23 protein-coding genes and 3 pseudogenes are annotated in these 26,471 nt (G+C 32.9%); 9 read left to right on the top strand and 17 right to left on the bottom strand.

The window, feature by feature from the left end:
* Positions 1–32: 32 nt before the first annotated feature.
* From V1503_RS22325 to V1503_RS22315, 3 genes and pseudogenes are all read right to left on the bottom strand, one after another.
* Positions 33–314 carry a hypothetical protein gene (locus tag V1503_RS22325; protein ID WP_410629205.1) on the bottom strand — a complete coding sequence of 94 codons (282 nt, stop codon included), beginning with the start codon at positions 312–314 and terminating at the stop codon, positions 33–35.
* Between the two features lie 42 nt (positions 315–356).
* Positions 357–542 carry a hypothetical protein gene (locus tag V1503_RS22320; RefSeq protein WP_410629204.1) on the bottom strand — a complete coding sequence of 62 codons (186 nt, stop codon included), beginning with the start codon at positions 540–542 and terminating at the stop codon, positions 357–359.
* Positions 543–998: 456 nt separating this feature from the next.
* Positions 999–1,166: pseudogene (locus tag V1503_RS22315) on the bottom strand (SDR family NAD(P)-dependent oxidoreductase); the annotation flags it as partial.
* Between the two features lie 210 nt (positions 1,167–1,376).
* Between V1503_RS22315 and V1503_RS22310 the strand changes: the two are divergent.
* From V1503_RS22310 to V1503_RS22290, 5 genes and pseudogenes are all read left to right on the top strand, one after another.
* Positions 1,377–1,806: pseudogene (locus V1503_RS22310) on the top strand (DUF6892 domain-containing protein).
* Positions 1,807–2,650: 844 nt separating this feature from the next.
* On the top strand, positions 2,651–3,619 hold the full coding sequence (locus V1503_RS22305) for an alpha/beta hydrolase fold domain-containing protein (protein WP_410629203.1): 969 nt from the start codon (positions 2,651–2,653) through the stop codon (positions 3,617–3,619).
* Positions 3,620–4,082: 463 nt separating this feature from the next.
* Positions 4,083–5,138 carry a cytochrome D1 domain-containing protein gene (locus V1503_RS22300; RefSeq protein ID WP_410629202.1) on the top strand — a complete coding sequence of 352 codons (1,056 nt, stop codon included), beginning with the start codon at positions 4,083–4,085 and terminating at the stop codon, positions 5,136–5,138.
* 580 nt (positions 5,139–5,718) lie between these two features.
* Positions 5,719–5,823 (top strand): annotated as a pseudogene (locus tag V1503_RS22295) (hypothetical protein); the annotation flags it as partial.
* A gap of 86 nt (positions 5,824–5,909) precedes the next feature.
* Positions 5,910–6,182, top strand: coding sequence for a hypothetical protein (locus tag V1503_RS22290; RefSeq protein ID WP_410629201.1), 273 nt, complete (start codon positions 5,910–5,912; stop codon positions 6,180–6,182).
* A gap of 245 nt (positions 6,183–6,427) precedes the next feature.
* On the opposite strand, the gene V1503_RS22285 is transcribed toward V1503_RS22290, so the two are convergent.
* From V1503_RS22285 to V1503_RS22235, 11 genes are all read right to left on the bottom strand, one after another.
* Positions 6,428–6,946, bottom strand: coding sequence for a DUF4275 family protein (locus tag V1503_RS22285; protein ID WP_410629200.1), 519 nt, complete (start codon positions 6,944–6,946; stop codon positions 6,428–6,430).
* A gap of 213 nt (positions 6,947–7,159) precedes the next feature.
* Positions 7,160–7,849, bottom strand: a complete 690-nt coding sequence (locus V1503_RS22280) for a DNA alkylation repair protein (RefSeq protein WP_410629199.1) — start codon at positions 7,847–7,849, stop codon at positions 7,160–7,162.
* 688 nt (positions 7,850–8,537) lie between these two features.
* On the bottom strand, positions 8,538–9,422 hold the full coding sequence (gene sigJ, locus V1503_RS22275; protein ID WP_410629198.1) for an RNA polymerase sigma factor SigJ: 885 nt from the start codon (positions 9,420–9,422) through the stop codon (positions 8,538–8,540).
* Positions 9,423–9,434: 12 nt separating this feature from the next.
* Positions 9,435–10,625: an NAD(P)/FAD-dependent oxidoreductase gene (locus tag V1503_RS22270; protein ID WP_410629197.1), complete on the bottom strand. Its 1,191-nt coding sequence runs from the start codon at positions 10,623–10,625 to the stop codon at positions 9,435–9,437.
* 85 nt (positions 10,626–10,710) lie between these two features.
* Positions 10,711–12,093: a sensor histidine kinase gene (locus tag V1503_RS22265; RefSeq protein ID WP_410629196.1), complete on the bottom strand. Its 1,383-nt coding sequence runs from the start codon at positions 12,091–12,093 to the stop codon at positions 10,711–10,713.
* Positions 12,090–12,767, bottom strand: a complete 678-nt coding sequence (locus tag V1503_RS22260; RefSeq protein WP_410629195.1) for a response regulator transcription factor — start codon at positions 12,765–12,767, stop codon at positions 12,090–12,092. The genes V1503_RS22265 and V1503_RS22260 overlap by 4 nt, the downstream gene beginning before the upstream one ends.
* A 64-nt stretch (positions 12,768–12,831) precedes the next feature.
* The gene (gene galE / locus V1503_RS22255; RefSeq protein ID WP_410629194.1) at positions 12,832–13,821 is read right to left on the bottom strand and encodes a UDP-glucose 4-epimerase GalE; all 990 of its coding nucleotides are present in this window, start codon (positions 13,819–13,821) and stop codon (positions 12,832–12,834) included.
* Positions 13,818–14,711 (bottom strand): UTP--glucose-1-phosphate uridylyltransferase GalU, encoded by an 894-nt coding sequence (gene galU / locus V1503_RS22250; protein WP_410629193.1) that lies wholly within the window; start codon positions 14,709–14,711, stop codon positions 13,818–13,820. Before galU ends, galE begins: the two co-directional genes overlap by 4 nt.
* Positions 14,708–15,142 (bottom strand): GtrA family protein, encoded by a 435-nt coding sequence (locus tag V1503_RS22245; RefSeq protein WP_320258552.1) that lies wholly within the window; start codon positions 15,140–15,142, stop codon positions 14,708–14,710. The genes galU and V1503_RS22245 overlap by 4 nt, the downstream gene beginning before the upstream one ends.
* The gene (locus V1503_RS22240; protein ID WP_410629192.1) at positions 15,105–16,082 is read right to left on the bottom strand and encodes a glycosyltransferase family 2 protein; all 978 of its coding nucleotides are present in this window, start codon (positions 16,080–16,082) and stop codon (positions 15,105–15,107) included. Before V1503_RS22240 ends, V1503_RS22245 begins: the two co-directional genes overlap by 38 nt.
* 4 nt (positions 16,083–16,086) lie before the next feature.
* A complete protein-coding gene (locus V1503_RS22235) occupies positions 16,087–18,090 on the bottom strand; it encodes a glycosyltransferase family 39 protein (RefSeq protein WP_410629191.1) in 2,004 nt (667 codons plus the stop codon).
* A gap of 528 nt (positions 18,091–18,618) precedes the next feature.
* On the opposite strand from V1503_RS22235, the gene V1503_RS22230 reads away from it, so the two are divergent.
* A complete protein-coding gene (locus V1503_RS22230) occupies positions 18,619–18,990 on the top strand; it encodes a PadR family transcriptional regulator (protein ID WP_320258554.1) in 372 nt (123 codons plus the stop codon).
* Between the two features lie 283 nt (positions 18,991–19,273).
* On the opposite strand, the gene V1503_RS22225 is transcribed toward V1503_RS22230, so the two are convergent.
* Both V1503_RS22225 and V1503_RS22220 read right to left on the bottom strand, forming a co-directional pair.
* Positions 19,274–19,738 (bottom strand): hypothetical protein, encoded by a 465-nt coding sequence (locus V1503_RS22225; RefSeq protein ID WP_410629190.1) that lies wholly within the window; start codon positions 19,736–19,738, stop codon positions 19,274–19,276.
* A 553-nt stretch (positions 19,739–20,291) separates the two neighbouring features.
* Complete coding sequence (locus V1503_RS22220; protein WP_410629189.1) at positions 20,292–21,425, bottom strand: histidine kinase N-terminal domain-containing protein; 1,134 nt, start codon at positions 21,423–21,425, stop codon at positions 20,292–20,294.
* Between the two features lie 527 nt (positions 21,426–21,952).
* Here V1503_RS22220 and V1503_RS22215 point away from each other — a divergent pair.
* Together V1503_RS22215 and V1503_RS22210 are read left to right on the top strand one after the other, a co-directional pair.
* Positions 21,953–22,249 carry an alpha-helical endospore appendage domain-containing protein gene (locus V1503_RS22215; protein ID WP_410629188.1) on the top strand — a complete coding sequence of 99 codons (297 nt, stop codon included), beginning with the start codon at positions 21,953–21,955 and terminating at the stop codon, positions 22,247–22,249.
* A 199-nt stretch (positions 22,250–22,448) separates the two neighbouring features.
* Positions 22,449–22,742, top strand: coding sequence for an alpha-helical endospore appendage domain-containing protein (locus V1503_RS22210; RefSeq protein WP_410629187.1), 294 nt, complete (start codon positions 22,449–22,451; stop codon positions 22,740–22,742).
* Positions 22,743–23,231: 489 nt separating this feature from the next.
* Here V1503_RS22210 and V1503_RS22205 read toward each other — a convergent pair whose 3' ends face one another.
* A complete protein-coding gene (locus V1503_RS22205; RefSeq protein ID WP_410629186.1) occupies positions 23,232–24,587 on the bottom strand; it encodes a TrkH family potassium uptake protein in 1,356 nt (451 codons plus the stop codon).
* 591 nt (positions 24,588–25,178) lie between these two features.
* Here V1503_RS22205 and V1503_RS22200 point away from each other — a divergent pair.
* Positions 25,179–26,336: an amidohydrolase gene (locus V1503_RS22200; protein ID WP_410629185.1), complete on the top strand. Its 1,158-nt coding sequence runs from the start codon at positions 25,179–25,181 to the stop codon at positions 26,334–26,336.
* The last annotated feature ends 135 nt before the right edge of the window (positions 26,337–26,471 follow it).

Here is a 26,471-nt window from a genome sequence, read left to right as displayed (position 1 = left end):
TAATCACCTGATTCAGCTATATTAGCTATACATTACTTCATCACGTACTCTACATCATTGGATATAGCGTTGTTATATTCATCATAAGTGGTATAAATAATCCAATATTTTACCTCTTCCGTGTAGCCATCTGTCAATTCAATAGAAGATTTAACTAATTTAGCAGTTTTGCCAAACATTTTCACATCTTTAATATTAGGATCGCTTTCTCTTATTAAAGTTACACATATAGAATCCTTTTGGCAATGTGTTGATGAGCCCTCATACAAAAAATCTTTATACCCAGTAACCCAATTTAGGTTATTATTATCCATTTTTAAAACTGCTACTTCTATAGGTCTTAAATACTTTTTACTTTAATAGATGACAAAAACATGATTAGCTTTAACATCATAATCAATGATGGTACCAAAGTTAATTTGATGTTGAAGTAATAGATCTTGAATTTGTTCTTCAAATGATAAAGTATCATCAACGTTCTCTAATTTAGAACAAGCTGACAACAGCATTACAGTACTAACAATCATATAAATATATTTCAATGTAATCACCTCTTTTCATTAAACATGTAAACAACAGAATATTATATTAGGCACAGTATCCACTAAAAATATCTCGTTTTCAGCATCACAACAATTGTTTAAATCCAAGAAATAATAATATCCTACCAATTTTGCTAACTGCTTCCTAAATAACTCATTTATACAAGCTAGACGAATGAATTCATGTAGAAGTTGCAAAATAAATATGGTAATTTTAGGACAACATGACATGAAGTAAATCGATACACAAAGGGGTGACAACGTTTGAAATGAGTACATAGATGAACTAAAAGCTACTACTCACACATATAGAAACCATCTTTTAGTCTACGGACGGAGGCTTATTAAATAAGTGATATTTATGATATGGTGAAGAGGATATATCGTGATATACCTTTTTGAACGACATTAACATAGAAGCTACATAAATTGAATAATTCAGTTTAGCTAAACTTTACTTATATTCGCCAATATGGGATAACACCTATCAGAGAGAGTATCTTTTAGAAAGGAAAAAGATTCTTTCGTTCTTACAACTGGAAAAAGTATATGTCCTTTTTCATGAAATACACGCACTAGTTCTAACCCTAAACCTCGATTACCTCCCGTTATTAGTACATTCAATAAAGTCTCCCTCCTCATATAATTTAGTAAATTACAAAAATAATATGAACTATTCGATAGAAAAATGTGCCTCCTCCTTTTTTTATTGGGAATAAAGGTATCCACCTCACCAACTCTTCCCTCTTTATTGTTCACCATAAAAAATAGAGGATTTTTAATTGTGCATGGCGAAAAAATATCATTAATAAATTTGTGGAAGGAGATGTAATTATGAATACATATAAAGACAAGGCAGGCTCGTTTAGTGATTTTAATTTTAAATTAGTGGTGATAAATAGCTTGATTGAATCAGATGAGTTTACAAGGTTTGAAGATGATTTGCAAAAGTTAGAAGAAAAATTTGTCGACAATTACGAATGGTATGAAGATAATCCTCCAATAGCAGAGCTTATGCAATATTTTAGTGAATTAGTTCTTGAAGATAGTGATCTGAATTCCATCAGAGCTAGTATTTGATGGTGGAAATGAAATTTACACCTCATATTTAAAGCCGGATTGGGATGGAGATGATGATATTTTTGATATAAAAAGTATAGAGGGTTATCAAAAGTTAGTAAATTTAAAAACAGTGCATGCAATTGGTATGGTTGATGAAGAACTATTAGCACCAATGCTAAATGATGGAATTTCAGTAGAGTAATCAATAATGGAGTTGAATAGAGGGCTTAAATTAGCCCTTTTCGTTTTGAAGCTATATTTTAACCTATACAAACTGAATGATACTTAATTCTACTCCTCCTCCTCTTTCTTCTTGGAGTTTGTTGAGAAAAGATCACTTAAGAAGTAAAAAAAATCTGACACCCATTCCCAAATATTCATATTTCATCACCTTTTCCTTATTAAATTCGTAGCCGAAACATATAAAACATAATATTACTTGTGATTTATTGTAAGTGAATTAGCCAATTTATATCTCCATAACTTTATTACAACAGGAGTGGCCTAGTATTTTAGGAACTGTTTAGTTTCCGTTGTTAGGAATCCCCACTTTAAATCAAGACCGAGATGTCTGATAAGTAGAGGATCTTTCAACATAGATTATACCAATAATTTCATTAATAGTCGTTTGTTATTTTTAATTTTTTGAAAATGGGGATTTATTTTATTCTAAGAAATACCACCTCAGACGATCATATTCATTTATTAAAAGCTTTAAGAGGTGGGATTTCTAATATAGATTAAAAACTTATGTCATTTAAGCTTGTTGCTTATCCTTTAAAATGGATTTAAAATCTCGTTCGACTCAGTTGAGCTTCTATAGCGGTAAATGGGCAGCTTGCACTTCCAGATAGGAAAATCAACACTAAAGTGTCTATGGTTTTATAAAAACTGTATGTAAAATAACCTTATTGGATGATTAATACTTGTAAGAGGTAGTGTGTTGGGAGTTATAAGAAATTTAAGAAAAATTTTAAGAAAGCAATTTAATACTCAAAATACGGAACATTTGATTTAAAATGTACAATTAAATATGGAGGTGTATTATGAAAAGAGTTAAACGAAGTGAACATTTAATTGATCCAGAAATACGAGATGTTTTAGATGCAATGGGCAGTTTGAGCTTAACACCAGACAATTATTTAGAAGTTCGAGAACAAATCAATGCGTTTTTCACTTCTAGTATGATAGAACGGTATGATGTTGAAATAGAAGAAATAAGGATTGATAATTTATTTGATGATTCTAAAGTAAGGTTAGTAATTACAAAACCGAAAAATAAAGCTGAGCACCTAAATCCATTAATTTATTCTGTACATGGCGGTGGTATGATAATTGGTAGTCCAGAAATGAATAATGAAAAACATGCATTTCTAGCACATCACTATAATTTTATCGGTGTCTCTGTAGACTATCGTTTAGCCCCTGAATTTTCTCAACCTGCTCAATTACATGATTGTTATTCAGGAATTAAATGGTGTATCGACCACGCTAAAGAATTAAATATTGACATTAATAGAATTGCTGTTGCTGGTGAAAGTGCTGGAGCTGGATTAGCTGCCGGATTAGCTTTATTTACTCGTGATTGTCAGGAGTTTAATATTCATCATTTGCAATTATCTGTACCAATGCTAGATGATCGTACAGCTATCGAAGAAGCCCATCCGTTTAATGGTGAATATTTTTTCGATAATGCTATCAATTATTTTGGGTGGAAGTCTGTTCTTAAACAAGAGCCGGGAACTGAAGGCATTTCAGAACATTATTCGCCTGCTAGGGCCAAAACATTTAAGGGCTTACCAAGCACATATTTATGTGTAGGCTCTATTGAATTATTTGCTGATGAGACATTGGATTTTGCAAAACGTTTAATGTATGACGGAGTACTTACAGAATTGCATGTTTATCCAGGTTATCATCACTTAGGGTTAACAGTGCCAAATGCGTTTCATAGTAAGAAAGATGCAGATAATAGTTTAAATGCATTACTAAGAGCTTTAAATATCCTTAAATGATTTATTTGAATTTTCATCAGAGGATGGTTATCGGTGAAAATTCCCTCCTTTTCATGAACAGAACAGGGAGGTTACATATTTTTCTTAGAAGTATATGTTGTTCATTCTCTCTTGGGATAATAAGTTAAAATCTGTCTTTTGTACAATTAAATGTAGATTTACTTTTTAACAGCACCATTTAGTAGAATTTTATGTCCAAGTTGATCATTAGTCTAATAAACTGATAGACTCATTAATGAATATGTTTCCTGTCTCCAACTAGGGAAGCCCCTAATAAAATTAAACTTTTAGTTTGATATACCTCTCATCGTTTTATCTTCTAGAACATCCCCCTGTCAACCACAGCCTATCTTGTATTTACTATAAGATTTTAGTTTTTGTTATAAACATACAATTTTTACATCAAAGATACATTTTTCTCATACACTGTAAAAAAATTATTTTTTAGATAGGGGTGGACTTTTTGGCTACTGTCGTAATTGATGTTAATACTCATTCTGCTATAACAACTTTTCCAATTGGTATAGCTATTGGTACATCACCATTAGATATCACTCCGAACGGAAAATTAGCTTATGTTGCAAATGAAGATGTTAACACTGTATCTGCTATAAATATACCAACACAGGAGGTTATAGCCACCATTCAAGCTGGTATTAATCCATGTAATGTTGTTTTTACTCCTGATGGGAAAATTGCTTATGTTACTAACGGAGGTACAGGTCCCCCATTTGGAGATACTATTTCAATTATTGATGTTAAAACACACTCAATTATTGCTACTGTTCAAGTGGGTAGCAATCCGAGTACCATCGTTTTCACACCTGATGGAAAATTAGCTTATATTACTAACCAAATGGCAAACACTGTTTCTGTTATCGACGTTAAAAACCATTCAGTCATTGCAACTGTTTCTGTTGATTCAGGCCCAGAATTAATGGCCATTTCTCCTGATGGAAAACTAGCTTATGTTGCTAATAGTGAAGATGGTACTTTGTCTGTCATTGACGTTAAATCACATTCTGTCATTGCTACTGTGACTTTTAGTCAAAACCTAAGAGATATTGCTTTTACTCCTGATGGGAAATTAGCTTATGTTACAACTAGATCTCAACAACAACCTGGAAATGTATCAGTTATTGATGTAAAAACCCACTCTGTCATTGCTACAATACAAGTTGTTGACCCAATTAGAGTCCTTTTTACCCCTGATGGAAAAATTGCTTATGCTACAAACTTCGGTGGTGTCGTATCTGTCATAGACGTAAAAACACATTCATTAATTTCTACTACCCTTGTTAATCCTAGTATCAATGCTAATGTAAATGATGTTGCTATTACTCCTGATGGGAAAATTGCTTATGTTACGATTTCAAATGAAAATTCTGTTCCCGTCATCGATGTTAAAACTCACTCTGTTATTACTACAATTCCAATTCCAATGCTAATAAGTAACATAGGTTCTGTTACCTTCTCTCCTAATGGAAAATTAGCTTACGTAGTTGAATCTACTACATAGAATTCAGTATGTAGTAGATTCAATTATGTTTATAGATTATTAACACTCACCATTAAACCGACTATCATTCACCATAGTGAAAGGTGGATATACATATGTTAATTATAGCAAAGGAATTCCTATCACTATGGGCAATTGTGGTGATGGGTATATTAATTTTTTCCTATTTTGTCAGTTAAGTAAAGGAACATATCATACGAAAATATTGTTAATTGAGTCATTTTTCATCTCTAGTTCCCTCTGTTATTTATCTATTAAATCTAATTATGAAAAGCTTGTTATAGAATAATAACTACCCCTATTTGTTATTGAGTTTTATAAAAATGATTTATCTGCCATAGCACATTAATACAGGCTTAACAAAAATTCTTGCATAATATAGAAGCACACCATAATTATCACTCTCCTCCTGTTTCCTCCTTTTACGAACAAACAGGGAGAATTTAAAGATTGTGTTATGGCGTTCCTCTTTACTCTCCTTCCGCTTCCAGAGTAGGGAGGAATTTTTATTTTAGAAATTGTGTTTATTTATTCTCATTTTTCCCGCTGATCATCATATGAAAATAATTACTTATGTAGTTCTGGGAATAACACTGTTTCAGTCATTGATGTTAAAACACTATCGGGTATAGCTAATATTTCTATTGGTGGGAATCTGAGATTCTTAACTTTTACATCTAATTAACACAATTATTTAAGTTTCTTTAAATAATTCTCATATATTTGAATATATATCATAATTAGGTAGATAACTAGTGGGAGGTATTAATTTTGGAGATCAAATTTAAAAGGCGATTGATATTTAATACCTTGTTAATAGTTTTACTATTTTGTGTCGGTGTAATCACATATCCACATCAAATCTCTCAGACAGCTTTTCTTTGGGGTATTATCGGAATTATCATTACAATAGGCTTGTTTCTTCCACATACGACAGCAAAATTCATTTTTCTTCCGACCTCAAAAAAATTTAGGTTTGTTGTACTTGTAGTTATATCATTAATATTCTTTTTTACAGTATTTTATCATACAGTTAATCTCTAAAAAACTATCTCTAAGTGCTTAGTAACCGTAATAATCATTGCATTAAGAAGCTAGGTTGTTTCGATATTATTTTCTATTATTAAGCTTCTTCTGTTTTATTAAGTCTTTTAGATTTGAAAAGGATTAAAACAACCCCAGTGACAAATGATACTAAACTTGCAACATTTGAAGTAGTAACGTATGTTGGAATGGTTGTTACTATCGTTTATCCTAGCTGTTTCTTTCAGAATTAACCTACTAAACCCCTAAGATCTATGCTTATATAATTCAAAAAAATAAGGGCCCAATCCTGCCTCTTGTTCATGGGTTTGTATATAAGTCCATGTAAAATCTTCGTTAACTATATATATATCCCTTTCACCTTTAAAATCCTCTGTCGTAATATTTTCAGCATTTTCAAGTGAGTATGAGTATGTATTTTGATAAAATACATACATTTTGTTTTTCTTTACTGTATTGAAAGCTTCAATGGCTTTTTCTTTTTCTTTACAAGGTAATACTTTATAGCTGAAAATATGCCATAGATACTGGTGTAAAAAGATTTCATTTTTTTTACTTTGACTAATGGAATTCGTAAACGTATCTTCCCATCGTTTCCTTACTTCAGCATTACCAATATAGGTAAGTCCGACCCCTTTTTTATCCATCTTATCTTTAAACTCGTATCTTGACTTGATTTCCTTTGCATAAAATGTCAATTCAAAAACCGCATCATCAGTTAATTCCTGAATAATTGCATTCAACTTTTCTCTATTCGAATTCATGATTTCACCTACAATGAAAATTTATACTACAACATGTAGTTTGATAGTTTGTAACAATTATGATTGTTTGTAAGCTATAAACATTCCCATTACTAAAATCCCCTATCAAATTTATCACACTTCTACTCGAAAAGTGTCAGGTTATTTAATGACTTTTCGCTAGAACACTAGTAAACTAACATAATCTTGTGTTGCACATCATAAGTTGTTGTATTAGTTCTTCTGCATCAAGCATTTCCTCGTATAATCATCATATTTCTCAATCGCATATCTAAAAGAAACTCTAGGCATAATCATTTGGTTATTTTTCACATAATGATAGACTTCGTCTGGTTTAATAGTTGAATATATTTTAAGCATCCATCCATAACCTTTTAAAACTAAGTCATGTTCATCATTCATCAGACGATCTACAATTGTAAACGGCTCTAGTTCATTAAACCTCATCTTCTTAATTGGATAAATTAAAATAACAGCTGCTGCACGTCTTACCCAAAAATCGGGATGTTCTGTCCATTGAACAACCTTTGGAAATAAGGTATTATATTGACTTAATAGCTCTCCAAATGCGTGGGTACAGAAATCATCACAATCTCCCCACCCTGTTACATATGTTTTTAGCCATCTTTCAAAAACAAAGAAAGTATCTTTACTATATTGTGTTTTAATCCTGAAAGCCCAATCATATGCAATAACCCCATACTCCCATTTACGTTTCTCTAACAGTTTTTCACAAAGTAGAAGTATATTTGCAATTGATTTATTATCAATTAGTTTAAATACGCTTGAGGAAATTGATCTTATTTGATAGGTCTTAACATTCGAGTTTTTCGTAACATCTTCTAATCGTTTATTAACTTCAAATAATACACTATTATTGTTAATGGCAATTTGATTTTTCATCATTTTTTTCTCCATTTTTACAAGCTTATTTTTCAAATATTGACTGTTAATACCATTAAAACTGATCCTTGTATGTGTTAACTTGAAGACTATTATTCAATAACCATTATTTAGGTTATACACCTAAAAATATTATACAAAACCATTTGTATAAAGGTATAGTTACAAAAATGTGTCGGTTATCTGTAATGGAGCGATTGACCGCAAATACCAAGATTACTTTTTTATTCCGGATATTATGTATATCATCAAAGGAACTAAGAAGATGTACTTTATAAAGCTGTATTTATACTAGGTACATCCAAATTTTCATATATGTTGGCTCTTTTCGTAAACTTTGTTGCTATTTTTATTAAAAGTGGACAGTTTGACGAGTTTTAGGAGTGCTCAATAATTGTTTAAGTAGAAAAGATGCCACGAACGCTATATGTTTACGTGCTTATATCTTTGAACGAAAAGCAACAATCAATGCGAAAACAGCCTATATGTTAAACAAGTCCAAGAGAGTCTTGCAGTCATTATGTCCCACAACACAAAATTAAACTATCAATTATGCTTAATTACTAATAACCTCTCAGTTCGTTATTATTTCTTCATATGACCTGCAAAAAAGAATGACTGTAAGTTATAAAAACTAAGTAAGCCGATAACCCCAATGCTATATTGAGATATCGGCTGAAATTTACTATTAAAGGCTCACATCATTTTGTATATGTCTAACTTTATCAGGGTTAACAATATAGTAGATTGCTTTTATTTTCCCTTCATAGACTTGAAAGGCGACCACAGCAGTGAATCCTGTTGGGTCCAATATGGTCATTCCTGTTTGCCCATTTACTGTAATTAAATGAAATTTGTAGTTTTCCTCCAAAAATCTTTTAGCAAGTGCATCAAATAATATGCTTACTTTTTCTTTACCAACGACTGGTCGTAATGCAGCTGCTTTCTTACCACCACCATCTGCATAGTAAGTGATATCATTTTGCAAATATTTTATGATGCTTGTTACTTTTCCAGTTTGGAATGCGGAGATAAATGTTAGAACTGTTTGTTCATGCTCCTCATCAGGAGTAGGAAGAAGTTCTGTATTAAGATCAGGAAGTTCTTTTTTCAGTCTACTCAATATTTTTCGGCAGTTGCTCTCTGATTTTTGAACAATATCAGCTACGGTTTTATAATCGTATTCTAGAATTTCTCGCAGTATAAAAATTGCTCTTTCTATTGGATTTAATGATTGAAACAAAAGGAGGAGAGCAATAGAAATGTCTTCTTCTACCATTACATGATTTAATGGATCTTCATTTTGAACAATGGGCTCTGGCAACCAAGTTCCGGTGTATAATTCTCTCTTCTTCCTTGAGGATTTTAGCAAATCCAAGGAACGGTTTGTCACTAACTTACAAAGAAATGCTTTCACGTTTTGATTGTTCTTTAGCTCATAATTTGTTAATTTAGAAAAAACATCTTGGACGACATCATCTGCATCACTAACACTCCCAGTCATTTTGTATGCAAGAGAAAAAAGAAGTGGCTTATAATCTATATAAAGTTGCTGAATTAACAAATTTTCCAATATCTTTCACCGTCACTTTAGTAAACTTGCAAGATTCCATGTATAATTACGGAATCTCAACCCTAATTGGCCTGTTAACGTAAAATTCATTCCCCATTTTTGAATCCAAACAAACCCTTCTTTTGGTCCTAAACTAACACAAAATAGCTTAACAGGGTAGCTTGTATGAACGATATGACTTGGCTGTTTAGTCATTTTATATTTAATAATTTTAGCCAACCTCTGTGCCTGTGGAATAGCCTCTTTACACGTCATTCCATCGTATTCATTTGTAATTGGGTCAATTATTCGAGCACAGTCTCCAATTGAATAAATGTTTTTGTACCCTTCTACTTCATAACAATCGTTAACAATTAGTTGATTTTGATCAGATAGTGGTAATTGGAGCTGTTTAATGGTTGGATTAACTTCTACACCGTTTGTAATGATACATAGGCCTATTTCATATTTTCTTCCATCTGTACAGACAAGGTATCCATTATTGAATTCCTTTACCCTTGTGTTAGAAAAAAACTTTACACCAAATTTGTTCATCTTTTTTTCTAATCTCGAACTAATATGGTCAGGTGCTTCGTGTAGAAGGCGTGCTTTCGGATCGAATAATAGTACTTCCACTCCATTTGGATCAATACCATGAACTAACGCTTGTTCTTTTAGCCACACAGCAAGCTCACATGCAGTTTCAATTCCTGTTATTCCAGCACCAACTAATGCGATCTTTAAATTGCTTTGCCTTTTATAATCAGAATTAAGATTTTTTGTTTTATTTATTAAGTCTATTAACCTATCTTTAATATCATGTGCGCTACTTTCATCTTTAAGTGTCATACCCCCGATAAAGTTCTCATTGTCCTTAACTCTGCTTCCTAACGTAATGACTAGGTAATCGTAATGAACTTCAACTACTTGATGGTCTTCCTTTTCAATTTCAACAATATTACCAGTCTTATTAATTCGTGTAACTTCTCCTTGTAACACCTCAATACCCTTGGAAATATACCGTTGAAAGGGAACTTTTAGTTGTAAGTCGTCTGCATCTTCGGTAATTGCTTTAACTAATAGTACCTTTCGAAAATGATACGAGTTTTTATCAACTAATATAACCCTCACTGCTGTTCCTAACTGATCTTTTAATTCTTTCTTCAAACTGTCTACTAAGTTTATTCCAGCGTAACCTCCGCCTAATATCACAATTGTTTTCATTTTATTCGCCTCCTTGCCCTTATAACGAATAAGGAAGTAAGTTTGTGACATAAGGGAGGGAAATTCTTATAAAAACCTAGTCTGATTAGCCATTATTAAAAAGTTTTTTATATCTCGTTTGCTTGTTTATTGATAATGTAACGACAAATGTACTTCCATTATTGAGTTCGCTCATAACCATAGTTTGTCCACCGTGCATTTCAACTATTTTTTTTACGATAGCAAGTCCTAAACCACTTCCTCTTGAAGATCTAGAATGGTCAGCCTTATAGAACCGTTCAAATAGATATTTCAGATCCTTTTCTGGTATTCCAGGTCCTGTATCAGTGATGGAGCAGGTTACTGTTGATTCATCAGTAGTTAGGTCAATGTCTATGTTCCCTAATTGAGGAGTGAACTTAATTGCATTAGTAAGAAGATTCACCCAAACTTGTTCTAATAAATCTTCATCACCTATAAGATAAGTTTCTGGTAATTGGATATTTAACAGTAGTTCTTTTGCTTCCCATTGAGGAGCTAAAGATGTGATCACACGACGAATTTGCTCATCTACACGATAACGGACTAATGTAAAAGGATGATGTTCTGAATCGAGAGACGCTAATTTTAATAAGTTTCCACCTATTTGTGACAACCTCGTACTTTCTTGTTCAATAATAGTTAAATACTCCATTTTCGCCTGTTCATCTATTTCATTATTTTTTAATGCTTTAGCAAATCCATGAATAGATGTGAGTGGTGATTGAATTTCATGAGAGACTCCTGCAACAAAATCTTGGCGCATTTGTTCTATTTTACTTAACTCTTTAGTCATTTTATTAAAATGGCTTGTTAATGAACCGATTTCATCTTTAGAAGTAACTGGAATTTGCACTTTATAATTTCCATTGCCGACCTCTTCTGTTGCTTTGATTAATTTTTTAATAGGTTGCACGAGTACTTTTGATATATATAAGAAGAACAAACTCCCTATTATTAGCACGAATGCAAGCTGAGTTAGTTGAATTTTCCGAGAAGATCTCATTTGTTTTTCAGGATTGGATAACACAAATAACGCATATTGCTTGCCATTCTCCTCAAACGGCACACCGATAATTGAATTAAAAGGTGGGTTTACCCCTTTTACATAATTAGTATGCTCTTCACCATTCAACACTTTAACTATGTCCTTTTCTTGAATGACAGCTTGTAATTTACGTTCTCCGATCTCTTGTTTTTGAAGATGCTCATCATATATGATAAATGTATATCCAGTAAAGGACATATTAGTGAAAAATGAGACAGCTTGTTGTGCATTCTCATTACCATATAATTGTATGAATTCATATGCAACGCTCTTCATGTTAGTGGCTAAATTATTTTGAATATCCCTTTTATTAAATGCCGTTACGAAGTAGAACGCTATAATCATACTTAACAAGATTGTTATGATGAAAGAACTTATCAATTTTGCATATATTGTTTTCATTGACTTTGACTCACTAATTTATACCCTAGTCCACGGATTGTTTTAATTTCAAAACCTGTGTCTTTGTTTGAAAAACGTTCTCTCAATCTTTTTATATGCACATCCACAGTCCTCTCATCTCCTTCATAATCATAGCCCCACAATTGATGAATAAGCTGTTCTCTTGTGAATATTTTTCCATCTATACTACCTAAAGTAAAGAGTAACTCAAACTCTTTAGGAGGTATGGTCATCTGTTCATTTTCAAATGTTATTTGTAATCGTTTTCTATCTAACCTTGTATGACTAATATACAATATATCACTTGTTTCTATCTGGTATCGCTTTAATAACGCTTTTACACGTGCGACCAATTCTAGTGGATCAAAGGGCTTGACTAAATAATCATCCGTTCCCTTTTTAAAGCCTTTTAACTTATCTTGTGACTCTCCTCTAGCTGTAACCATAAGAACAGGTATATCAAAAAATTCTTTAATCTCTTCTGTCAATTCCCAGCCATCCTTATTTGGCATCATAATGTCGACGATAGCTAGATTAATTTTATATTCTTCTAGTTTTTCCCAAGCATCGCTACCATTAGTAGCATGAATCACTTTAAACCCAGCTTGTTCTAGGTAAAGAGTAATTAATTGGCGAATGTGATTATCATCGTCTGCAACTAAGATTTGCAGCATTTTATTCCCCTCCTACTTTTACAATGCCTATACTGTATATTTTTATATTTGTTTAATTAAGTTTTCACTCATAACCGTTCGGATGGTTAAAGTGCCAATTCCAAGCACTGTTAATAATCGTTCTAAGGTCACTAAATGCTGGTTTCCACTCTAGTTGTTTTTGTATTGCAGTACTATCAGCTACTAATATAGGTGGATCTCCTTCTCTTCTTGCCTCATATTCGATGGGAATAATTCTATTAGAAACTTCCTTTGCTACGTCGATTACATTTGCAACTGAATATCCTTTACCCGTACCTACATTGTATATATTTGAAACTATTTTACCCTCGAACAAAGCTTTTAACGCTTTGATATGTGCATTTGCCAAGTCAATGACATGAATATAATCACGAATACACGTACCATCAAATGTTGGATAATCATTTCCAAACACAGAAATAAATTCTCTCTTTCCTAATGCGGTTTGTAGTATTAATGGTATAAGATGACTTTCCGGGTGATGATCTTCACCAATTTCTCCATCTAAAGAGGCTCCTGCCGCATTAAAATAACGTAGAACGATCCATTGTATTTTATGTTTTTTTCCTAGCCAATATAAAAATCGTTCTGTAAAGTACTTGGACTCACCATATGGATTAATCGGTTTTATTGTAGACATTTCATTTATCGGTTCATTTTCTGTTATTCCGTAAACAGCAGCTGTTGAGGAGAAAACAATTCGTTTCACACCATATTGTATAGCCTTTTCAAAAAAAGAACACGTTTTAAAAGTATTTTCACGAAAATACCCTTCAGGTTTAATTAATGATTCTGAAACTAAGCTTTTAGCAGCAAAATGTATGATTGAATCAACTTGATGTGTATAAATAATATCACGAAGTAATTCATCATCAGCGATGTCACCTATATAGAAATAAGGGCTTTTAACAGCTTCTTTATGACCAGTAGACAGATTATCTAATACAATGACTTTCATGTTCTGCCGCAGCAATTCTTGAACTGTATGACTTCCAATATATCCAGCTCCCCCAGTTACTAATACTGCTTTCATTTGATCAGCTCCTTTTTTTGATATTCGTTTTTTAGAAGCTGGTCAAAATAGGTTAGAAGCTTTGATCTTAATTCGGGTCTTTGAAGCCCAATTTCTGCTATAGCTTTTGTATATCCCAGCTGATCTCCTATATCATATCGATTCCCTTGCAGCTCAATGGCCATTAGTCCATCTTTTTTGCAAACGTGTCGTAATCCATCTGTCAGCTGTATTTCATTACCGGCTCCTCTTTCAATTGTTTCTAAAATAGGAAAAATGGAAGGATTTAAAATATACCTTCCTAATATAGCTAAATTACTAGGGGCTTGCTCTAAATCGGGTTTCTCAATTAGATCATGAATATGATAAACATCGTCTTTTTTATTACTTGGATTAATAATTCCATATTTACTCACATCTGCAAGTGGCACCTGTTGCACGCCTACGATCGGAACGCCAGTTCTTTCATATACATTCATCATTTGCTTGATCGCTGGAGGTTTAGAAATCATAATATCATCACCTAGTAAGACTGCAAATGGGTCATCCCCAATAAATTGCATTGCACAAAGCACCGCATGTCCTAAGCCCAATGGCTCTTTTTGACGAATATAATAAATATTTGCCATTGATGATATAGACTGTACTTCCTTCAATTGAGCTATTTTTCCTTTTTCTTCTAACATACGCTCCAGCTCTGTAGATTTATCAAAATGGTCTTCAATCGATTTCTTGTTTTTTCCTGTAACAAATATAATACTTTCAATACCTGCTTGAACTGCTTCCTCTACGATATATTGCACTGCAGGCTTACCAACTACTGGGAGCATTTCTTTAGGTTGAGCTTTTGTTGCTGGTAAAAATCGTGTCCCAAGCCCTGCTACTGGAATGACTGCTTTTTTTATCTTCATACACTTTCGCCTCTTTCTTCAGAATTTTTAAAAACCCAAATTTGATTGCCAATAAAGTTAATAAATACACCAAAGCCTGTCACGATCAATTTGCTTAATAATAATGGCAAGTTTAATTCGTTGTATAATAATGCAAGTAGGATTGAAGTAATGACTATAGTTATAAAGTTGACTAAGATAAATTTAACAACCTCGGTTATTTCAACTCTTCCTTGCTGCTGAAATGTCCATGACCTATTAAGCAAATAGCTATTAAGCAAACCACCTCCATAGGAGATGATTTGCGCTATTAAATAATTCATGCCCATAGCAATCAATAGTGAAAATATTGCAAAATCGATGCCTGTGTTAATCCCACCAACAATACTAAATTTCAGAAAACGTTTTCCTTTGTTATTCATGAACAACACTACTTGTGACTTTTCTTTCATGCCGTTCTACACCATAGCTGTCACTAACAATATATAGAGGACGATTCTTTGTTTCATCGTAAATACGACCAATATATTCGCCAATCACTCCTAACAAGATGAGAATAATGCCGCTGAAGAACAGTTGAATAATGATAAGTGAAGCCCAACCATCTACTGTACTATTTGTAAATAGTTTTTGGTAGATAACAAATACCATATATAGAAAGGCCGTGATGGATAAAAATCCACCTGTATAGCCTGCTAGCTTTAAAGGTTTATAGGAAAAGGTTGTAATGCCATCTAACGATAATTTAAGCATTTTTTTTAATGGATATTTTGTCTCCCCAGCCAACCGTTCATTTCGTACATATTCTACAGCTGTTTGTCGAAACCCAACCCAACTTATTAAACCTCGTACAAAACGGTTTTTTTCTTGAATCCCTTTCATCTCATTACATACTTTACGATCTATTAAACGAAAATCACCTGTATCAACAGGAATATCAATATCTGTTGAAGCCCTTAATACACGATAAAATAAAGTTGCTGTTAGTTTTTTAAAGAGCGTTTCTCCCTCGCGTTTGATCCGTTTTGCGTATACCACATCGAATCCTTGCTTCCATTTTTCTATCATTTGTAAAATTAATTCAGGTGGGTCCTGTAGGTCAGCATCAATCACTACAATGGCATCACCATTTGCATAATCCATCCCTGCTGTAATTGCGATTTGATGACCAAAATTTCTAGCAAAATTAATTAGCTTTACTGATGGATCATCTTCATAGAAATTTTTTATTATAGAAGCAGTGTTATCTTGACTACCATCATTGACGAACAATAATTCATAAACTTCGGCTGTACTTTCCATAACTTCTTTTAAACGACGGTACGTCTCATGAATAACAGATTCTTCATTGTAGACTGGGACAATAATTGAATACCTAACATGCTCATTCATCGGCTTAATCCACCTCCGTAATTTTGAATAACGTCATCGTTCCACTCATTTGGGATTCATTAGAAGTAGATTGCCATTGATCCTTAGGAATTTCCGTGCCATGTTCTTTGATCCAATCTTCTACACCCGAACCTCTACCCATGATTTCAGATGTCAATATAAAGTATTTAACCTTCCCTTCCTTGACCATGTCACTAAGCTGTTCAACCGTTAAAATTGAATCGGTTCCACTAAATCCTCCCATAGCCATTACTGCCTCACCTGTTTCGATAATGTATGGAGCTGCCGTAGTTGCTTTCGCAGTAGCAAACAAAAACTCTTCGCCTGTATTATTTTCTGTTAAATACTCGATTGTTTTCGGGTCAGCTTCACCAATCATCATTTGTGCCATACCTTGAGTATTTTTTATATCAGGTCCTGCCGCCGGAAGCATAGCCATTCCACCATAAAGCATCGGTGTCGTTGACCAATAGAAAGGTGCAATTAATAAGACTAGAAGACTAGCTATAGATGTAAGATATGAGAACTTATTATTTTTTTTCATTATAAACAATGCTAATGACAAACCTATACCTAAGAAAGCAACAACTAAAGGTAATCCAAATCCAATTTCTATTACATTTGCCATCAAAATGTATAGCTCAAATAGTGTCGTAACTAAAATAGCAATTGGTAAGAGCCATTTTTGCCAGCCATTATGATTAAGATATGATTTTACTAATTCCATCCAACCTATACCTGTAAGTGCAGCTATTGGAGGAGCAAGCATGACGAGATAGTATGAATGGAAAAAGGATGCTACACTGAAAAAGGCTGCTATAGGTATAAACCATAATAACCAAAATAATATTTGGCTATTTTCTCGTGTTATATTTCGTAAGGTTCTCATCTTCATAAGCAATCCGATACTTGCTATCAATATAAATGGAATGAACCAACTAATCTGATCTGATAGGGCTGCACTAAATAATCTTAGCAATCCAGGTTCACCAGTATCGTCCATTTGGCGAGCGCCACCCATCATTGGATTATTACCACTTTGTATACCTTCTCCACTTTCCATTTGTTCTTGCATTTCTTTCATTCTTTCTTCCATCTCTGGAGTCATCTGCCCATTTGGTGGTCCCCCACCAGGCATACCACCTCTACTTCTATTTGGTGACATTTGTTGAGGGGTACCATTTCCTTCCTCGATAGATACAGCATCAGAACCGCCTTTCTGTAAGCCAATTAAGCGAGAAATCCCGTTATAACCGAAAGCTAATTCTAAGACGGAATTTGTTTGACTGCTTCCAACATAAGGCCTATTCTCTTCTGGAGTAAATTCAACTATGACCGCCCATGATAATGAAACGACCAATAAAACAACTGTTGCACCAGATAGTACTTTCGCCTTCCTCTTCCAATCAATTTTTGTTGCTAACAAATAAAATAAATAAAAAGCAGGTAAAACCATGAATGCTTGAAGCATTTTCATATTGAACCCTATGCCAATTACAGCAAATGAACCAATGAGCCATAGAGCCTTTTCATTCTTCACAGCTTTAAATAATAACCAAGTAGCTAAAAGCAACGTAAATACTAAAAGACTATCAATATTATTCGTACGACTCACAGCTGCTGCGATAGGCGTACATGCCATGACTAAACTGGCAATTCTAGCTGCTGTGGTACCAAAAGATGGTTTTATGAGAACATACATCAATATTACCGAGCCTATTCCAGCTAGTGCTTGTGGTAATATGACACTCCAACCATCATATCCAAAAATAAATGCACTAATGGTCTGAATCCAAAACGCAACTGGAGGTTTATCCACTGTTACATAGCCTGCAGCATCAAAGGATGCGAAAAAGAAATTTTCAAAGCTTTGCATCATACTGTTCACAGCTGCAGTGTAATATGGATTGACATAATCATCTGTCCATATGTTAAAAATGTTCAGTACAGCAGCTAATAGAATAATAAGTATGAGTATATAATCTGGATTTTTTACATGCTTAAGCATCTAGTTAATCACTCCTTTAAATTATCTGACTACAATTTATCATCTGATTATGAACTGATTATGAACGAGTGTAACGAAATGGTAGAATTTACGTCTTACTTAAATTGATAGGAATGTTAATTTTTGTGGCTTTATAGGTTTCTTGCTATTAAGCACTTGGAATTTATTAGTTTGCAACGAATTTTGTAAACAAATTGGTATGTATATTTCATCCAAGGTTGAACGGTCTTCATATGTTATAGATGAAAATATGTTCTACTGTATTATTCTCTTTTAACGACTGAGAACAAGTATGCAATACACGTTGTCTCATCTTTTTTTCATATAACTCATCTAACATCGGTTTAGAATTGTAAGCCTGGAAAATTAGGTCAGCTACTACGCAGTGCTATACATCGTTTAATGAATAATACAAAAACTTGACATTCTAAGATGAAAATGATTTTTCTTGGTTACACTCTCTTAAAATATAATTCTGAGTTGCTACTAAGTAGTAATATGGTATAATTTTATAAAAGGAGGGATAATATGGATAAGTCTAGTGAGCCAAAACGATTTGCCTTAAATATGAGTGCAGCTCAATTTGTTAAATTTTATATATTGTATTTGTTGACAACGAGGTTAACGATGTATAGTGAACAATTTAAAAAAGAATTTCGCACGCTCGGTGGCCAGTGGTGCCCTGCCCCATCAACGCTTCTGAATACGCTTGCTCAAATGACTGAAGATGGCCTACTAACTAGAGAAGTTCATATTAAAGGTAAGAGACAGAGGATTTATTTGTATCAATTAACGAATGCTGGGAAAGAAGAGTTTGATGTTTTGAAGAAAAAATACTATAGTATTTTTGAAGAACAACGGAAGGTATTAGATAAAGTCATGACGCAAGTATATAAATGATAGATGTTTTCACTAGAATAGAAGTCGAGTAAAAAAGCGAACAACGTCATAAAAGATAAAAAAATAACTTTCATCCTTACTAAGCAATCGGGCGATGTCGAACATCACCAGGTTGCTGCTTATTTGCATTACTGAAGGCGCAGATAAATTGTATTTATCGGGCAATTTAAAGAATTTATAGGTCAAAAATTAATTTTATTGGGTTAAATTCATTAGTTTATCGGTCTAAGCCAAATACATATAGGCATTCGACAAACTAGATACAGATGTTAACATCATTAATTTAAGGGTTTGTTTGAAGTTCTTCATATGATCCATCGTAAGGGTTAAATAAAAAAGATATAGTTTCACCATCTTTCGTACATGTAATTACGTAAAACCTGATCCCTTCATCCTTGTCCTCTATTGATTTCCTGTTATTGTGTACAATTGTAACGAATTCGTTATCCGCAACCTCCTTTTGTGCCTGAACAAATGAGTATTCTGGCTTTGTCATAAAAAAACTAATAGGCAGAAATATTAATATGAACATACTAAGGCCTATTTTCTTAACGAAATGGCTAGTAATTGCTTTTTGATCTAAATTTGAAATTTCTTTAAATATTATGATTCCTGCCATAGTTAATAAAACTACATGTACTGAAATTGGTGCTAATGAAACATATTTTTTAGCTTGAGTCATAAAATACACCAATTCTATTATACAAACCCCCATAACAAATAAGATAATGGCCAATTTTTTTCTCAACATACTCTCTCCTCTTATTAATACTAAAACAGATGGATTTAAACCATCTTTCTAGATTGAAAGATAGTAAATGCGTTTTTCTGTTAACAACTCGTCTCATTAAACTACCGACATACGGGTTTGCGGTTTCCCCCACTCATTTCCTAGCTACACCATCGATAATAAGCCCCTTTTCATGACTCGTTCGCTAATTCCGCTATCCCCAGTTAATTCAACATTTTATCCATCGGGTATTTTTTTATTTTCCTAGTCTTCATGTTAATAGTTGAGTATTATATTTTTTGTTACTAATAATCTGTTTGTTCATTCTGAGTTGCTACTAAATAGAAATAAAGAATTAAATTAAACACGATGTAAAAAACAACCTTTGATTAAGGTTGTTATAAATTTAATAACTAGAAAGCAGTAGTATTAAGCTACCATTGAAAAAGGTTTGTTTTTAACATTCCTTGTCTTGATAAATCTTGTATTTTTCGGTTACCCTATGAGGAAATCTCATTCACTCTGAGCTTTTTTCCATAACAACAAAACATTATTATACTTCAACTAATTATTATGAAATGGCGCTTCTATCCTTTTTGACAAACAAAGGAAGTCTAATAGAAAATGTAGTTAACTTTTCATCAGAAACACAACTAATCTCTCCCTCATGTTTGTTAATTATTTTCTTACAAATATACAAACCAATTCCAGTGCCTAATTCTTTAGTCGTAAAAAACGGTTCAAAAATCACAGCAATGATCTCTTTAGGAATGGCAGGCCCATTGTTTGAAATAGTAATTTCAGCTTTACCATCAGATGTATTACAGTCAATATTCATTATTTTTGTGTGTCTAACATATTGCAATGCGTCTATAGAGTTTAATAGGATATTTAAAAAAACTTGCCTAAGCTCCTCTTTATTTGCAAAAACACTAATATCAGAATGAATATTTTTAGTAACTTTAACATCACCATCTACAATGCTTGGATAAATGAAATTTAGTAGGTCATCAAACAATCTTGTCAAGGAAACTTCAAATTTGTCACCGTTTATTAATTCTTTTTTTGATACGTGAAGAAATTGAGTCACCCGTGAGTTTAATTGATGTAACTCATGTTCGATAATATCAATATATTTTATCGTTGGATATTCATTATTAATTAACTTTGTAAAACCAATAACGGTTGTTAACGGATTTCTAAATTCATGTACAAAGCTTGAAGACATTTGCCCTAAAATGGTTAAGCGCTCTTTATGTGTTTGATCTATAAATAGAGTTTTCTCCTCTAATTGCTCTTCCTTAATTTCTGTATATTTCCTTACTGTGTAATACGAGAATTGATCAAAAATTGTATTTATTTCTTCTAAAATTCGTATGAGTTGGTCGTAGGGAAACCCTGAGCTGATAATCCAGTTATTAATTTCTTTGCGTCCTTCATTAACATTAAATACTAAATCTCCAATATTAATGTTCGCTTCTACTCTTTCTGAAGCTACCTTGTACGCTAATTTTCGCACATCTCCCTCACTTAATGCGTTCTCCAATCTAAGCTTAACTAACTGAAACATTTTTTTACCGTTATTAATAACTTCTTCCTTATGTATATCACTATCTGAAATAAGCACACGTTGTCTCCAAGACTGTATAAAGGTTGAAACATTTTCATCTAAAAATTGTACAATTTCCTTACGAATTGCATTCATCCAATAGCCTCACTTTCTACTTATTTACCTCGTGAATAACTTGTATTGTGATTGTATCTCTGTATTATTTTAGCAAAAGAATGAACTATAGTAAGAAAGGTTGTTTCTATCTTGGCTAATCTCCCATTGTTCATTTAATTATACATTTTTCACATTAATTATACTTTTTTGTACTAGAAAATAAATAATAAATACGTATAATCCTAGCTTTGGTGCATTTATAATCATGGCAACTGCATAAATTTAATTGTTGCACCGTAAATTAGGATGAATAGCAACTATGTTGTCGAAAAGAGCCTTAAATTTCAAACAATCCTTCAATGCTAGCCTTTTGCACAAGCGAATAGTAACCTTCTCCATAAAATACTCTAAAGAGTATGTTTAGTACTTCATAGGCACTGAATCTTTGACAAAATATAACTTAAATTTTTTTTCAATAATATTCCTGACTAGTACTGCAATAACACATTTTGTTTTTATCCTCTAGTACTAAATAAAATTCCTCATAAATGAAAGGGGGATTGCAAATGAATTTACCAGTTATTCCTGAATTAGGAAATATAGATAAGGATCAAACATTATGGTTTTTATTACAAGCTCTTATAGAAAACGAAATAGCTTTAGCACGACTTATGGAAGCGGAAGCTAATAAAGTAACGATGGCATTTACTGCTTTTAAGAATCAAACCATTAACACAACTGAGTTACTTGCTATTTCTGAAAGTGTTCAGCGTACACTTACTTGTGTAAATCAACAACAAATCCTATTAAACAATAAGCTTTATGATATAAGACAATTGATTACAAAGTTAAATATTAATTAATATATTCGGGAAGTTTACCGATTTCCCTCTATTGTAGTTTTTTTTTACACTTATAAAAAATTGCTACTAGTAAGTTTCTAGTACAAAAATACAATTTGATCTTCCCTTAAAAAGAAATAGACATTTAAACAAGCAATATCTATCAATCAACATACAAATGTAGTGTAAGACAATACAATAAAGAAGGAGGGATTTAATAATGGGAATGCCTGTTGCACCTACTTTACCTGATTATGATAAAGAGAATGTTCTATTATTTTTATTAGTTACAGTTGGTTTTGAGGAGTTAGCGTTGGCACATATAATGAATGCTGAAGGCGAAAAAATCCAAGCTGCTGTGGCGGCATTTGAATCGCAAAGGCTAGTAACGATTCGTGATTTATTAGATGTCAACAATAATGTAGCTGAAACTTTAAAACGTGTATTGCAAAAAGAAATCCTACTAGACTTTAAGGTAGATGACGTTAAGGAATTATTAGAAGATCATCGTTAACTATTAAACTTGCAATAGCAAGAAACACACTCCTCTTTATGTAGGAGTGTTTTTCTAACCAAGTGTTGTATGAAAGCATATATCCATAGTGCAACAAAATATACTATTTACCACTAACCCCGGTTATGTTAGATAGTTCACCTATTTTCATAAATGTAAACACCTCCACCCTGTTCCATATCTAACTACACGGTATACCACTACTGCTTGCTGGCAAAAAAATCATAGCTATCAATCAGCTTATATATACTAACCTTCCTCACTTAAAGATTGTGCTGCTTAAAGTAAATTAAGTATAAACGATGACATTAATGTTAAGGACAAGAAAAAAAGAAAAAAAGGCACATCGTCTGATTCTAGCTAGGCACGTTGATTACTATATTTCATGAGATTTTTTTAGATTGGAAGGGGTACAAACGATGTCTTTTTCAAATAAAGAAAGACCCATTCTATTCTCGCAAGCATAATACACACAAATCTTTATGCTTATTAATCAGTTAAGACATACTCTTTAGGATAGCGATACTGTTCTTGTTCTTGCTCACCAGATATTGAATAAATAAAAGTTAAAATTCCTATCCTTCCAATAAACATAAGGATAGTAATGACTATTTTACCAGCATTGCTCAAACTAGGTGTAATCCCTAAAGATAATCCTGTCGTTCCAAACGCTGAACAAACCTCAAATATGATCGACTTTAATGAAAATGGTTCAATTATGCTCAAGATTACAACAGAGCTTGCACAAACGAAGAAAGCAATCATTACAATGGCAAATGACTTTGCAATATCATATTTTTCTAATTCTCTCTTGAATATCTTCACTGATCCTTGCCCTCTAATATGTGCATACATCGCTAAAATCACAATAGCAAATGTCGTAGTACGTATCCCTCCTCCAACGCTACTAGGTGATGCACCTATAATCATAAGCATAGCCAATGTAAGCTGAGTAGCAGTTGAAAAATTATTTAAATCCATTGTTGCTAGGCCACCATTCCTTGCTGACACAGAATGGAACAAAGAAGAAAACAGTGATTGATGCCACGATTTATGTGAAAAAAAATGATTAAATTCGAAGATGAAAATCAATAGTCCTCCAACTACAATTAAAATGAAAAAAGTAAGTGTAGTGAGCTTTACATATAGTGAAAAACGAAACCTTTCGTTCCATTTCATAAAAGATAAACTATCCCTCAGTTCTATCAAGACTGGAAAGCCAATTGCTCCAACAATTAATAAAATGATATATATAAATTGAACAAAATAGTCGTTTGCATATGGTACTAAAGAACTCCCTGTTATATCGAATCCCGCATTCGTCGTTGCGCTAATTGAAGCAAAGAAACCTTGTAAAAATGCGGTTTGCCAATTAGGATAATACTTTAAGAAATATGTGCCTAAAATAAGCATACCTAACGTCTCAATCGTGATTATGATTAATAAAATTTGTTTAATATACATGACAAGCCCTTTATATGTAATGCGATTTTGGTCATAAGTAATGAGCTTTCGGTTTTGATATGAAATTTTCTTTCTAAACAACATCCACATAAAAGTCATTAAGGTCATTAAACCAATGCCACCAAATTGTAAAATAAATGCCAAGATAAAAATCCCTGGAACACTAAATGTGTCAACAGTTGACACAACAGTTAGCCCTGTTACGCTTATTGCACTTATAGCAGTAAATAAAGCATCTATAAATGACCATTCCACACCATCTTTTATAGCGATAGGAAGCATGAGTAAAATTGTTGATACGACCGCAGCAACTGTATAATAAAAAACAATCAATTGAATCGGTGTAAAAGACAATAATTTTCTTTTAGCTAACATCCTCATTGTTTTTTCTCCAATGTCTATTATTGTTATAAAAAGCTTGTTTCCATGTTGATTTTTTACTATAGAATAATCGTTTCGTTGCATCTTTACTTCGTGAAAAGTCAGGATCTTGGATAAAAACACCTTTTAACGGTATATTGTTGAAATTGTAGCGACAAAATTTCAAATACAGTATTAACGATGATAAGAGCTTTTGAGTATCAACTAACTGAAGTCACCCAAAGATAAAACAAGAATTTGCCTATTTATCATAATTCCACTTTAGGTTTTTTTGCTTTGCTTTTATTCCTTTCAATACTATAGCGAAGAATCTAGTCCTCAATAAACGAATTAGTCATTATAGTAACACCATCAGTGCTACGCGTAAACCTCATGCTAAAATTGCATCATTTTCGTTATATTTCGAGGAAACTTTTTTAGCACAGAATCTCATTTTCTTATAGTAAAATGACAGCAAACAGTTAATAGATTCGGCTGGTTGCAATCTATTTACAATATTTCAAATATCCATTATGATCAATAAGATATAGATAGAAAAATATGATTAATAGAACAATTAAGTTATTTTATTGATATTTTAGGAGGATTTTGATGTTAGCAATTACAAATGTGAATGGTTATATTGGTAATGGAACAAAATTAAGTGAAGGCACAATCATTGTTTCGGACGGGAAATTCGTAAAAATTGGAAATGATATTGCTATTCCTGATGGATGTGAGGTTGTGAATGCTAGAGGCCAAGTTATTACACCAGGTCTAATAGATGTCCATACACATGTAGGAATTCATGAAGAGGGAATTGGTAAAGAAGGACAAGATTACAACGAAGTAAGCGCAGCGTCAACTCCTCAAGTTCGAGCAATAGATGGTATTAATCCTATTGAAAAGGGATTTAATGATGCACGTCTTGCTGGAGTTACAACTGTCCAAATCATGCCCGGAAGTGCCAATGTAATCGGTGGTGAAATGGTTATCGTAAAAACGGTCGGCCATATCGTTGACGAAATGGTAGTCAAAAGTCCGTCGGGATTAAAGGCTGCTCTGGGTGAAAATCCAAAACGCTTTCATGGTGGTAAAGGTGTTTTGCCTATAACAAGAATGGGGACAGCTGCACTGTTAAGAGAAAAATTAATTGAGGCGCAAAATTATATTGAAAATAGGAAAAAGGGCAAGGTTGATCGTAAACTTGAGCTAGAAAATATTGCAAAAGTACTTAATAAAGAAATTCCATTACGTGTTCATGCACATCGTGCTGATGATATAGTAACTGCATTACGTTTAAAAAATGAATTTGGCATCGACCTTACGATTGAGCACTGTACAGAAGGTCATAAAATTGCTCCTTTCATTGCTAAGCATAATGTTCGTGTAGCTGTTGGACCTACAATGTCTTCTCGATCAAAAATTGAACTTGCTGATAAAGGTTGGCACACACTTCAAGCGTTAGCTAATGAAGATGTACCATTCTCTATTACTACCGATCACCCAGTTGTCGGCATAGATCACTTGATGACTAGTGCTATTTTAGCTGTGAAATATGGTTTAACAGAAGAGCTTGCTTTACAAGCTATTACGTTAAATGCTGCAAAACACTTAGGGTTGGAAGAAAAGATTGGATCTATTGAAGTTGGGAAAGACGCTGATTTCGTACTTTGGAGCGGAGACCCATTTGACTTAAGAAATAAAGTTGAGCAAACGTTTATCAACGGCAAGCTTGTGTACGCTGAAGAGCGTAGAATGAACGTCTAATTGATGTAGCTGATGCGTGATCAAATGATGTATTTACAAAATAATAGGATGCTTTTCAAACTATGAAAATGCACACCTATAATACGTTCGTGGCATTTTTTCTCGATAACCTAATATACTAATTTGGTCCAAAAA

Source organism: Nanhaiella sioensis (assembly GCF_046557775.1).
GTDB lineage: Bacteria > Bacillota > Bacilli > Bacillales > SM2101 > Nanhaiella > Nanhaiella sioensis.
Note: the sequence above shows the minus strand (reverse complement) of the source record. Positions and strands in the feature narration are given on the sequence as shown.

Excerpts from the sequence above, each read along its gene's own strand:
- V1503_RS22325 (WP_410629205.1), bottom strand. The coding sequence starts at position 314 with ATGGATAATAATAACCTAAATTGGGTTACTGGGTATAAAGATTTTTTG.
- V1503_RS22305 (WP_410629203.1), top strand. The coding sequence starts at position 2,651 with ATGAAAAGAGTTAAACGAAGTGAACATTTAATTGATCCAGAAATACGA.
- V1503_RS22285 (WP_410629200.1), bottom strand. The coding sequence starts at position 6,946 with ATGAATTCGAATAGAGAAAAGTTGAATGCAATTATTCAGGAATTAACT.
- V1503_RS22280 (WP_410629199.1), bottom strand. The coding sequence starts at position 7,849 with ATGAAAAATCAAATTGCCATTAACAATAATAGTGTATTATTTGAAGTT.
- V1503_RS22270 (WP_410629197.1), bottom strand. The coding sequence starts at position 10,625 with ATGAAAACAATTGTGATATTAGGCGGAGGTTACGCTGGAATAAACTTA.
- V1503_RS22265 (WP_410629196.1), bottom strand. The coding sequence starts at position 12,093 with ATGAAAACAATATATGCAAAATTGATAAGTTCTTTCATCATAACAATC.
- V1503_RS22260 (WP_410629195.1), bottom strand. The coding sequence starts at position 12,767 with ATGCTGCAAATCTTAGTTGCAGACGATGATAATCACATTCGCCAATTA.
- galE (WP_410629194.1), bottom strand. The coding sequence starts at position 13,821 with ATGAAAGCAGTATTAGTAACTGGGGGAGCTGGATATATTGGAAGTCAT.
- galU (WP_410629193.1), bottom strand. The coding sequence starts at position 14,711 with ATGAAGATAAAAAAAGCAGTCATTCCAGTAGCAGGGCTTGGGACACGA.
- V1503_RS22245 (WP_320258552.1), bottom strand. The coding sequence starts at position 15,142 with ATGAAAGAAAAGTCACAAGTAGTGTTGTTCATGAATAACAAAGGAAAA.
- V1503_RS22240 (WP_410629192.1), bottom strand. The coding sequence starts at position 16,082 with ATGAATGAGCATGTTAGGTATTCAATTATTGTCCCAGTCTACAATGAA.
- V1503_RS22235 (WP_410629191.1), bottom strand. The coding sequence starts at position 18,090 with ATGCTTAAGCATGTAAAAAATCCAGATTATATACTCATACTTATTATT.
- V1503_RS22230 (WP_320258554.1), top strand. The coding sequence starts at position 18,619 with ATGGATAAGTCTAGTGAGCCAAAACGATTTGCCTTAAATATGAGTGCA.
- V1503_RS22220 (WP_410629189.1), bottom strand. The coding sequence starts at position 21,425 with ATGAATGCAATTCGTAAGGAAATTGTACAATTTTTAGATGAAAATGTT.
- V1503_RS22215 (WP_410629188.1), top strand. The coding sequence starts at position 21,953 with ATGAATTTACCAGTTATTCCTGAATTAGGAAATATAGATAAGGATCAA.
- V1503_RS22210 (WP_410629187.1), top strand. The coding sequence starts at position 22,449 with ATGGGAATGCCTGTTGCACCTACTTTACCTGATTATGATAAAGAGAAT.
- V1503_RS22205 (WP_410629186.1), bottom strand. The coding sequence starts at position 24,587 with ATGAGGATGTTAGCTAAAAGAAAATTATTGTCTTTTACACCGATTCAA.
- V1503_RS22200 (WP_410629185.1), top strand. The coding sequence starts at position 25,179 with ATGTTAGCAATTACAAATGTGAATGGTTATATTGGTAATGGAACAAAA.